This is a genomic window from Streptomyces sp. NPDC007991, from assembly GCF_042958445.1.
Taxonomy (GTDB): domain Bacteria; phylum Actinomycetota; class Actinomycetes; order Streptomycetales; family Streptomycetaceae; genus Streptomyces.
Map to the genome: position 1 here is coordinate 820,734 of NZ_JBIBJD010000001.1, position 11,810 is coordinate 832,543.

Annotated in this window: 4 protein-coding genes; all 4 read left to right on the top strand. The window is 68.3% G+C overall.

Annotated features, from left to right (window positions below; all coding sequences use genetic code 11):
* Positions 1-49 precede the first annotated feature (49 nt).
* The 4 genes from ACFZDA_RS03525 to ACFZDA_RS03540 are packed head-to-tail and all read left to right on the top strand — an operon-like array spanning position 50 to position 11,583.
* On the top strand, positions 50-325 hold the full coding sequence (locus ACFZDA_RS03525; RefSeq protein WP_086558383.1) for an acyl carrier protein: 276 nt from the start codon (positions 50-52) through the stop codon (positions 323-325).
* On the top strand, positions 322-5,676 hold the full coding sequence (locus ACFZDA_RS03530; protein ID WP_391074172.1) for an SDR family NAD(P)-dependent oxidoreductase: 5,355 nt from the start codon (positions 322-324) through the stop codon (positions 5,674-5,676). The genes ACFZDA_RS03525 and ACFZDA_RS03530 overlap by 4 nt, the downstream gene beginning before the upstream one ends.
* Positions 5,673-7,523, top strand: a complete 1,851-nt coding sequence (locus ACFZDA_RS03535; protein WP_391074175.1) for a condensation domain-containing protein — start codon at positions 5,673-5,675, stop codon at positions 7,521-7,523. Before ACFZDA_RS03530 ends, ACFZDA_RS03535 begins: the two co-directional genes overlap by 4 nt.
* 7 nt (positions 7,524-7,530) lie before the next feature.
* Positions 7,531-11,583 (top strand): beta-ketoacyl synthase N-terminal-like domain-containing protein, encoded by a 4,053-nt coding sequence (locus ACFZDA_RS03540; RefSeq protein WP_391074179.1) that lies wholly within the window; start codon positions 7,531-7,533, stop codon positions 11,581-11,583.
* The last annotated feature ends 227 nt before the right edge of the window (positions 11,584-11,810 follow it).

Here is an 11,810-nt window from a genome sequence, read left to right on the forward strand (position 1 = left end):
ACCCCTGCTACGGGGGCCGGGTGGTGCATATGAACGGAGTGTGATTTCCATGAACAAGCGGGACACGGTCAAGGCCGCACTGCTCGAGATCGTGAACGAGGTGGCCGGCCCGGTCGAGCACCTGGACGAGGACCAGCTCCTCGTCGATCAGCTCGGTCTTGAATCGCTGCACCTCGCGCGGCTCGTCGCCGTACTGGAGATGGAGCTGGACACCGACCCGTTCTCCGACACGTTGCCCATCACCAGTGTGCGCACGGTCGGTGACCTGCTGCAGGCGTACGACCCGGTCGTCCTGCCTCGCCTCGGTGCCGGCGAGCCGTCATGACACAGCACGGACCGGACGGGCAACCGGTCGCTATCGTGGGCATGGCCGCCCGTTTCCCCGGAGCCACGGACGTGGACCAGTTCTGGGACGCAATCCTGGCCGGGCGCGAGACGATACGCGACCTCGGTCACGAGGAGTTGCTCCGTGGTGGTGCGAACCCGGAGTGGCTGAAGAACCCTGATTACGTGAAGGCGACCGCCTCGATGGACGACGTCGACCTGTTCGACGCGGCCTTCTTCGACATCTCCGGCCGCGAGGCCGCCGTCATGGATCCTCAGCAGCGGATCTTCCTGGAGACCTGCTGGCATGCTCTGGAGAACGCGGGTCTGCGCACATCGGCCGAGACCGGGACTTCGGTCGGTGTCTTTGCCGGCAGCGGCGGTGTTCTCACCAGTTACCTTCCCGAGGTATTGAACAGCGCCGGGCCACTGGAAGATCCCACAGCCTCCCTGGAGCAGCTCGGGACCGACAAGGATTTTCTCGCCACCCGGGTGTCGTACAAGCTCAATCTGACCGGGCCCAGTCTGACGGTGCAGACGGCTTGCTCCACTTCGCTGGTCGCGGTGCACTTCGCCGTCCAGAGCCTGTTGCGCGGCGAGTGTGACGCCGCCCTGGCCGGCGGCGTGAACATCAGGCTCCCCCAGGCCGCTGGGTACTGGCACCGCCGGGGCGGCATCCTCTCGCCGGACGGGCGTTGCCGCCCCTTCGATGTCAGTTCGCAGGGAACGATCTTCGGCAGTGGCGTGGGCGCCGTCGTCCTCAAACCCCTGGCCGACGCGTTGCGAGACGGTGACACCGTCTACGCCACCATCCTCGGAACCGCTGTCAACAACGACGGTGGCGGCAAGTCGAGTTACGGCGCCGCGAGCCTGTCCGGCCAGTTGGCCGCGATGCGTCAGGCGCTCCAGGTATCCGGAGTCGATCCCGCCACGATCGGCTACATCGAGGCGCACGGAACCGGGGTACCGCTCGGTGACCCCACCGAGATCGGCGCGCTCAAGCAAGTCTTCGGACAAGCCGGTCCCTGCGCCATCGGGTCGGTGAAGGCGTTGATCGGGCATATGGAGGCGGCGTCGGGCATAGCGGGCCTGATCAAGGCCGCTCTGTCCCTGCATCGGGGACAGATCCCGCCCAGCCCGTATTTCACGGCACCGCATCCTCGGCTGAAGCTGGACGACACGGGCTTGTTCGTCACTACGTCGCCGCTGCCCTTGCCCGGATCTCCCCGCCGGGTCGCGGTCAATTCCCTCGGCATCGGCGGCACCAATGCCTTCGCCGTGCTGGAACAGGCACCGGAACTCACGCGGGCGGATCGGCGTCCGGGGTACGAACTCGTCACGATCAGTGCCAAGAGCGCGGACGCGTTGCGGGAACTGGCGGGCCGGTGGGCGAAGCGCCTGCGCGAGCCGGACGCTGCCCTGAGAGACCTGGCCTTTACCAGTCAGGTAGGTCGCCGCGCGCTGCGACACCGGCTCAGCGTGATCGCCGACACCGGGAATGCGGCAGCCGAGCGCGTCGAAACATGGCTGAGGCAGGGGACCGGGGCAGCGGACGAGGGGGAGTCCGCGCGGGCCAAGCCGAGGGTCGGGTTCCTCTTCCCCGGTCAAAGCTCCGAGTACGCCGGTATGGCCGTCGAACTCCACCGTGAGCATCCGCTGTTCCGCGCCGCACTGGACCGGCACGCGGAAACCTTCCGCCGCCTCACCGGAGTCGGCCCTCTCGACGTGTTCGCCGACCCCGCGGCGCAGCAGCGGGCGGAACTGCTTCAGCCGGCGGTTTTCCTCCTGCAGGTCACGTTGGCAGAATTCTGGGCCTCGTGCGGGGTGCGGCCGGACGCGGTGGTCGGTCACAGCCTCGGCGAGTACGCGGCCGCCTGCGTGGCCGGCGTGTTCAGCGTTGAAGAGGGACTGGAGCTGGTCTGCGCGCGCGGCCGTGCCTTCGCGGCTGTTCCTGGCAGCGGCCGGATGGTCGCCGTCGGCTGCACCGACGGGGCCGAGCTGGAACGGCTGGTCAAGGCCAAGGGCGGGTCGGCGGCAGTCGCCGCGTACAACGCGCCGGAACGGTTCACGGTCTCTGGATCAGACACCGAGACAGGCGAGTTGGAAGCCGAGTTCCGACAGCGGGGCTGGGTCACCGTCCCTCTGGAGACGACGCATGCCTTCCACTCACCGTTGGTCGCTCCGGCTGTCCCCGCACTCGTCCAGGCCGCAGGCCGGATCACCCACCGGCAGCCTGTCGTGCCGATGGCACTGAACCTCACCGGCACGTGGGCGGGCCGTGCGGAGATCGGTGCGGAGTACTGGGGACGGCAGCTCACTTCACCGGTCAAGTTCACGCCCGGCATCCGCGAACTTCTCAGCGGGGGATGCACGGTCTTCCTCGAAATGGGACCGGGCCGGACGCTTACCACCGCTGGCCGTACTCAGTCCGACGGCGATGTTGTCTGGTTGCCCGGGCTTGAGCGCAGGACCCCGGATCCCGTCACGGTGCTCGCCCACCTGGCGCGTCTGGACAGGGCAGGAATACCAGTCGACTGGGAGGAGTACTACGCGCCCTTGCAAGCGGGCAAGGCTTCCGCTCCTCTCTATCCCTTCACGCGGGCCCGGCACTGGATAGCACCGGCGCCTTCCGGCGCAGAGCTGCCCGCGCAACCGGCCGGAGACCTGCCCGAGCTGAGCCGACTCGCGTTGCCGCAGTCCACACAGCGGCGTTATGAGACCACAGTGGCCGCGAGGGCTCCGCGTGCGCTCGCCGATCACGAGATTTCCGGCCGCCTCGTCGTGCCCGGGGCCTACCACACCGCCTGCCTGGTGGAGGCTGTGGCCGCCGACTCCGCTGCGATCGTCGAGGATCTGGTCTTCCCGCGAGCGCTGGAGGTCGACGAGGCGCCACACCGGCTCCAGCTTGTGCTCACCCCGGCCGGGGACCACAGGTTTGTCGCACAATCGCTCAGTCTGGCGCACGCGGACGATCCGCTGGCCGACGAGTCCTGGCAGGTGCACGCGGAGGGACGGATCCAGCGGACCGACGCCCTCGCACAGCCGATGGACCCGGCTTCCTACCTCGCAGGCCGACCGGTTTCCGCGGCTGATCTCTACCCGCTGTTCGAGGTGGCGGGCTTCCGGTTCGGCCCGGCGTTCCGGTGGATCGAAGAGCTGCGGCTGGACGGTGAGGACAGCTCCGGTGACCTCAGCTTCGCGGCAGACTCGCCTCGGGAGCGCACCATGGCACTGCTGGACTCCTGCGTTCAGCTGGCCATTGCGGCACGGATCGTCCGTGCTGCCCCCGAGGACGGCGTGCTGCTGCCGTTCCGGATCGAGCGGGCCGTGTTCCACCCCTCCCGCAACGCCGTGGAATCAGGAGTCGCGCGCATCCGGCACCGCGAGGCCGATGCCTCGGGAGCACTTGCCGATGTCTCCCTGACCGACCACGAGGGCAACCCGCTGCTCGAGCTGTTCGGCCTCCAGCTGAGAACGGTCTCCTTCCGTTCGCCCGAGGCCGAGATCTACGCGGACGAATGGGAGTTGGCCGAGGCGGCCGTTGACACGTCGCCCACCACCGGAACGTGGATCGTGCTCGCCGACCGTCAGGGGCACTGGCGTCCCGCGGTCTCAGCCCTGGAGGCAAGCGGCAGCCGGTGTGTGATCGCCGAGGTGGGAACAGCCTTCACCCGTCTCGGCGATCACCGATACGTGGTGGATCCCGCCGACGCGGAACACCTGACGCAACTGTTCGGCGACACCGGGCCGGCGAGCGTACTGCATTGCCTCGGCCTGGACGCACAGAACACACGCACCGCCTGTGGCAGCCTGCCCGCGCTCGTGCAGGCCACCGAGCGCGCGGACTGGACGCCTGATTCCGTAGTACTGCTGACCCGCGGAGCGGTGGCCGTGCACGAGCCCGAGGAGGTCAGCGACCCTTACGGGGCGATGCTGTGGGGCCTTGGCCGGAGCACTGCGATGGAAGCACCTCAGCTGAACCTGCGGTTGCTCGACGCGGACCCACGCGATCTCACCGGCGCGCCTCGTGTCCCGCCCGAATGGCCCGGCGTTGAAGCCGCGATCCGCAACGGACAGCTTTACCGGCCCACGCTGCACCGCGCGTCGGCGCTGCCGACACGCCCTGGCCGGCTCGGCACCCAAGGGTGCTACCTGATCACAGGGGGGACCGGAGCGCTCGGTCTGCGTACCGCGGCGTGGCTGGCCAGGCGCGGAGTACGTCACATCGTGCTCGCATCGCGGCGTGCACATGAGGCAAAGATCGAGGAGCAGATCCGCGAGCTGGAGCAGTCAGGGGCGAAGGTCACCCTGGCAGGCCTGGATGTCACGGACGAGGCCGCGGTCAACCAACTCGTCGAGCGTGTGCACCGGGAACTGGGCGGCCTCAAGGGGGTCGTCCACGCGGCCGGTGTGCTCGATGACGCGGTGCTGTCGCAGCTGAGCTGGGACCGCTTCCGGTCGGTACTGGACCCGAAGGTTGCCGGTGGTTGGCACTTGCACCGAGCCACTGAGGATCTCGACCTTGAGCACTTCATCCTCTTCTCCTCCACGGCTGCTCTGCTCGGTGCGCCTGGGCAGGCCCATTACGCGGCTGCCAACGCTTTCCTCGACGGACTTGCCCACTACCGGCGCGGGTTGGGACTCCCTGCCCTCAGCGTCGGCTGGGGGCCGTGGGAGGCGGGTATGGCGGCGCAACTGAGTGAACGCCTGCAGACCCGGCTCGTGGAAGGCGGGTTCACTCCGCTGGAAGCCGATCCGGCATTCGCCGCACTCGACCGGCTCCTGGCCGGCCCCGGTGGTCAGTACGGTGTCTTCTCCGTGGACTGGTCGCGCTACCTGAACCGGTTTCCCACCGGGCGAGCAGTTGTCATGGGCGAGGGAATGCCTGCCGGGGACGGGGCAGAGGCGGGCAGACGGCTGCGGCGGGACTGGCCCGGCGCCACGCCGGAACGTTGCCGAGAGCTGGTGCTCGCATACCTACGCTCCATGCTGGCCACGCGACTTGGCATGTCCGAGGCCGCCATCGACGAGGACCTCCTGCTCCACGAAGCCGGGCTCGATTCCCTGGTGGCTGTCGAAGTACGCGGCCAGATCTTCCGCGACCTGGACGTCGACCTTCCGCTCACTGGTCTCCTCCAGGGCAAGGCCCTGCGCCTGCTTGTCGATGAACTGGCGGAACGCCTGATGCTCGACGCCCCGGTCCAAGCTGTCGTGTCCCCGGCGGCGCCGACCGCCGTGGAGCCCTTTTCACCAGAGGAGGCGGAACACCTCCTGGCCAACCTCGACTCGCTGACTGAGGACCAGATCCAGGCACTGCTGCCCTGGCTGGCCGATCAGGACGGACCCTCATGACCGACGACATTCAGAAATGGGACCTACGGAAGAGGCTGGAGGCAACACTCCGGTCGCGCGCCAGTCAGGCACGGACCGAATACCCTCTCTCGTACGCCCAGCGCCCGCTTGTGTTGCTGCATCGGATGAATCCGGACAGCGCGTCCTACAACGTCGGGTTCACCGCCCGGTTCACCGGCGGATTCGACTCCGCCACGTTCGGCAGCGCGGTTGCGTCGCTGGTCGGGCGGCACGCGGCCCTGCGCACCACCTTCAGGGGCACCGACGGCCAGACAGTGCACGGGTGGCTCGAACCCGATGTCGCCGAACTGGACGCCCGCCAGTGGAACCAGCAGCAGATCGAGGACGCGATACGCCGCGCCTATCTCGCTCCGTTCGAACTGTCGACCGGACCACTGGTCCGGGTGCGGACGTATTCGGTGGCGCCAGGAGAGGCCGTGGTGCTGCTGGCTGTGCACCATGCGGTGTGCGACTTCTGGTCACTCGGTGTCATGGTGGCGGAACTCGAGCAGCTCTACCTGGCGGAGGCGGAACGGAGTCCGTCCCGGCTGCCCGGAGGCAATGTCCCCTACAGCGATTTCGTCGCCTATCAGCAGGAGCTGATCCAAGGGGAGAAGGGCAGCAGAGCTCGTGCCTATTGGCATGCTCAGCTCGCCGGCCGGCTCGAGCCGGCCGAATGGCCCCCCTGCGAACTCGGCCGGGATACCGAGGGGGGCGGGTCGATCGTGTTCCCCATCGCCCCAGAGCTCGCCGACGGTGTGTTCGCGCTGGCCAAGGAGGAAGGGGCCACGCCTTACGGCATCTTGCTGACCGTCTTTCAGGTCCTCGTCGGCCGCTACACCGGACGGCACGACGTCCTGGTGGGGTCTCCCTTCGCCGGCCGGACCAGTCCGGCGATGGCCGAGTGCGTCGGCAACTTCGTCAACCCCGTCGTGCTGCGTGCCGATCTGAGCGACGCGGTGGCGTTCCGGGAGCAGCTGGACCGTACCCGCCGCAACGTCATCGACGCGCTCGAGTACCAGGACTACCCGTTCGAGTTGCTCGTCGGCGAGCTGGCGCCGCGCCGGGTGGACGACCGTAACCCGATCTTCCAGGCGATGTTCAGCTACCAGAAACCCAGCCGGTACCCGGCGCTGGCCGGTCTCTACGTGGCTGACGATGGCGCGGCCCCGGTCGGCTGGGCGGGGCTGACCGCGGTGCCGTTCCGGCTGGACCAGCAAGACGACCAGCTCGAGCTCGTACTCGAGGTCGTGCACGACGGCGACCGGCTCGTCGGGCTGCTCAAGTACCGCAAGTCTGTCTTCTCGGCTCAGGCGGCTCGTCAGGTGGCCGAGAACTATCTGGCACTGCTGCAAGCCGCGCTCGCTGACCCTGGCCGCAGTGTGGCGGAACTGCCGATGGCGTCCGAAGTCACCCCCGGCACCGATCGGCGCAGGGCCGCGGTCCGTGAGTCCGTCGGCGCGCCCCCTCGGAGCGGCACTGCGCTGCGGGGTATCGAGCAGCGGATCACGGCCATCTGGCGGCAGGTGCTCGGGCGCGAGGGGATCGGGCGGGATGACAACTTCTTCGACCTTGGTGGCAACTCCATGCTGCTGGTGCAAGTGCACGAGATGCTCGCCGACGAAAACACGGGCACTCCGCTGAAGATCAACGAATTGTTCCGCTACCCGACTGTGGCCGGTCTGGCCCGACACCTCGGCCAGACCGCCACTGGGGTCGGTCCGGCGCCTGACCGAGGCCGGGCGTCAACCAGGCGGGCACAGCTGGCGGGCGGAACGGCCCGCAGCGCACGCCTGCGCGCGCGGACACGTCGTCAGCTGGATACCGACAGGGGCAACGATGACTGACGGGAGCATGGTCAATCCGACGGCTCGGCCGAATGATGTGGCCGTGATCGGCATGTGCGGCCGGTTCCCCGGCGCCGGGAGTGTCGCTCAGTTCTGGAACCGGCTGCGTGCCGGAGACGACATGCTGACCACGTTCACCGACGCCGAACTCGCGGCCGCCGGGGTGCCGGAGCAGGTGTTGCGCGATCCCGGCTATGTCAAGCGAGCCGCATCCCTGCCGGACGCGTTCGACTTCGACCACGAGTTCTTCGGCTTCACCAAGCGCGAGGCGAAGCTGCTCGATCCGCAGCAACGCATCCTGCTCGAGGTCGCATGGGAGCTGCTCGAGACCATCGGCTACTCCGGGGGAACGGACGCTCAGGACATCGGTGTGTTCGCAGGTGCGTCGATGAACACGTATCTGACAAATGTCGTGGCTCGTTCCTGTGACCCGCTGGGCTACGACGGAACCGAGCTCATGATCGCCAACGACAAGGACTACCTGACCACCAGGATCTCGTACAAACTGGGCCTCAACGGGCCGAGCGTCAATGTGCAGACCGCCTGTTCGACGTCACTGGTCGCGGTGCATATGGCCATACAGAGCCTTCTCACCGGTGAATGTGACATCGCCCTGGCAGGTGGAGTGTCGGTAATCGCCAACGACTATCCGGGCTACGTCTTCAGCGAAGGAATGATCCTCTCCCCGGACGGGCGGTGCCGACCGTTCGATGCCGACGGAGCAGGGACGACATTCGGTGACGGGGTTGGTCTCGTCGCTTTGAAGCGGCTGGCCGAGGCAATCGAGGACGGCGATCAGATCCTCGCGGTGGTGAAGGGCTCGGCGATCAACAACGACGGCTCCGACAAGATCGGATACACCGCCCCGAGCATCGGCGGGCAACGGGCCGTGATCGCCGAAGCGCAGGCGGTGGCCGAGGTGGACGCCGGCACCATCACCTACATCGAAGCCCACGGCACCGCCACCGCTCTGGGCGACCCCATCGAGTTCGCCGCGTTGAGCGAGGCCTTCGCCGAAGGAGGTGCCCGGCCGGGCCAGTGCGCCTTGGGCTCGGTAAAGGCGAATATCGGGCACGTCGCCGCCGCGGCGGGAATTGCCGGCTTCATCAAGGCGGTGCTGGCGCTGCGGCACCGGGAAATCCCGGGGCACCCAGGATTCACCCGGCCCAACTCCCAGATCGACCTGGTGGGCAGCCCCTTCTACATCAACACCCTGCCGATGGCCTGGCCCGAGGGTGAAACCCCCCGTCGGGCCGGAGTGAGTTCGTTCGGCATCGGTGGCACGAACGCTCATGTTGTCCTCGAGGAGGCTCCTCCCCCCTCCGGCCGGCCGGCGAGGGCCGGCGGCCCGCAGACACTCGCTGTGAGTGCCCACAGCGACGCGGCGCTGCGCGAGCTGGCCCGTCAGTTGGCCGATGCACTGGAGGAGCCGGACGCGCCCGACCTCGGGGACGCGGCTTTCACGCTGCGCCACGGCCGACGCGGCTCGTCGCATCGCCACGCCGTCACCGCGGCAGACCACGCGGGCGCCGTGGCCGGATTGCGTGCGCTCACCGAGGGCAAGAGCACCGGCGGACGGGTGGCACAGGCCACCCCGACCGTGTCGTTCCTGTTCGGCGACGTCCCGGCCGAGGAATTCAGTGTGCTGTCCGCACGATTGTCCGCTGTCGCCGACATAGCGGAACGGTTTACCGGGTGGTGTGCCGTCCCGAGCGCAGACGACCCGTCGGCGGCGCTGCTGACCGCCAGCCGGGTGCTCGCCACGCTGTGGACGGAGTCCGGCGTTCGGCCGGCGGCGGTCGGGGGAGCCGGGGTGGGTGAACTCCTCGCAGCTTGCTTCGCCGGGGTCTTCGAACTGTCTGACGCGCTGGCACTGCTGTCCTGGCGAGCAGGAACGGCCGCGCACGTCCCCGAGGTACGCCCGAGAGTTCCAGACATTCCCATCCTGTCGGCCGTCGTGGGCGGCGAACTGCCGCAGTCGCGGGTGCTCGACCCGCTGCACTGGACCCGAGACATATGGGAGGGCGACCGGCTGGCCGAGGCGTTCACCGGCCGGGCAGCAGAGGGTGCGGCCGTGTTGGCCATAGGAAACCCCTCAGCGCTCCCGGCAGGCTCCGGCCTCGACAATGAACAAGTCCTGGCACCCTTGGATCGGCTGCTGACCGCGGCGGGACGGCTGTGGACCGAAGGCGTGCCGGTGGACTGGTCTTCCTGGTACGGAGGGCATCAGTACCGCGTCCCCCTGCCGGTGCACCCGCTGGAGCGCACCTTCCTCCGTCTCGAACCGCCGTCTGCCTCCGTCCAGGAAGAGCGGGGCCGTGGGCAGAACCCCTCCGAGTGGCTGTATACACCGTCATGGCAGCGCCTCGACCCAGGGGCGGGCGGGTACACGCAGAGCGCCTTGCCCATCGGCCCATGGCTGTTGTTCGCGGACTCCGGCGGGGTCGGCGACTCGCTGGCCAACTCTTTGCGCGAACAGGGCGCCGAGGTGGTGGTGGTACGTCAGGGCGGTGCTTTCAGCCGAGCCGACGCCACTTCCTTCATCGTCGATCCCATGGATTCCGGCGACTACGAGAAGTTGTTCGAAGCGCTGGCCACGGACGGGCTGACTCCTGAGCGGGTCGTACACCTCTGGTCTCTTGACATCGTTCCAGGGCACCTTGCAACCGACCGCCTGGATCACGCCTGCGGTCTCGGGCTGTTCTCCGTTCTCGACGTCGCCGGGCAACTCGGCCGCAGTCCGGGCTGCAAAGGCGCGCACCTCGGGGTGGTAGCCCGTGACGTGCACGACATCACAGGCGGTGAAGTCCTTTCCCCTGCCGCCGCGATGACCGGTGCCGCACTGAACGTCATCTCCCAGCAATTCGCCGAGCTCCGTTGTCGAAGCATCGACATCGGCGGGAGCGCCCTCGTACCGGAAGCCCTCCTCGCGGAGATCGTCGCCCCGGCCAGGGCGCCGATCGCGTTTCGGAACGGGCGCCGTTGGACGCAACGGTTCGTACCTGCAGCGGCTGCTCCCGGCCCGTCGATCCCCGCCAGTCGGCTGCGGCCCGGTGGCGTGTACCTCGTCACCGGCGGTCTTGGACAGATGGGGCTGGCCCTCGCCGGCCACCTGGCCCGCGTCGCCGGGGCCAAGCTGGTACTCACCACCGACTCCCCGCTTCCGCGACCCGACGAGTTCGACCGATGGATCACCGAGTACGGACCAGCCCACCCGGTCAGCCGAAAGATCGAGGCCATACGCAACGTCGAACGTCTCGGCGGCACCGTCATGGCGGAATCCGCCGACGTCACCGACGCGGGAGCGATGCAGGGGCTGGTCGACACCGCCCGTCAGCGGTTCGGCCGGATCGACGGATGGTTCCACTGCGCCGACGCACCACACGACCAGGCCCCTTGCCGGGTCGGCCGCACTGACCGGGCCGCCTGGCGGCAGGCCCTGGCTCCCAGGGTCCGCGGAGCGCTGGTGCTGGCCGAGATCTTCGGCGGCACCCCCGTCGATTTCGGCGTCATGATGTCCTCACTCACCTCGGTGCCGGGCGCAGGCGACCTGTGCCGTTCGGCGGCCGACGGCTTCCTTCACGCACAGGCGTCGGGCGTGGACGGACTGATCACCGTCACCTGGGACGAGTCCCTGCCACCAGGGCAGCGCGCTGATGTCCTTGACCTCGTACTGCGCTCCGATATGCCGTCCCTGCTCTCGGTGTCCCTCACCAACCCGGAACGCCGCATCCAGGGGCAGTGGGCTCTCCCGGACCCAGTGCGCCCCGCCCTCGCCTCCCCCAGGCAGCAGCTCTGCGGGGATGGGCTGAAGGCGGCTCTGGCGAAACTGTGGTCCGAAGTGCTGCAGACGGAGATCAACCGTTACGACGTGAGCGTTTTCGACGTGGGTGGCGACGAGCTGCTCGTGGTCAGGCTCGCCCGGCGAATCGAGGAAGAGCTTGGTGTGCCGCTGTCGGCTGCCGAACTCCTCGCGAACCCGACCATCGATCACCTGGCGGCAAGCCTGGGCCCCGTCTCGATCGTTGACGGTGGTGGCTTGCGAAGTGCCTTCTCATGATGCCCTTTTCATTCACCCCGGTGGGGGTGGCCAGGTCGGCATGCGCCTCGCCTGTCGTGTCAGTGGCGCCGGGTTACGGGAGGCCGGGGCCTGCGGGGCCGGCCCCCTCTCTCGTCTTGGCGGGGCGCCCTTTTCATCGCGGCGATACGGACCAGGAAGCACTCTTCACCTCGTACACGCCGAATGTCACCGCCAGCACCGCACTGGCGATCACGAAAGGGCCAAGA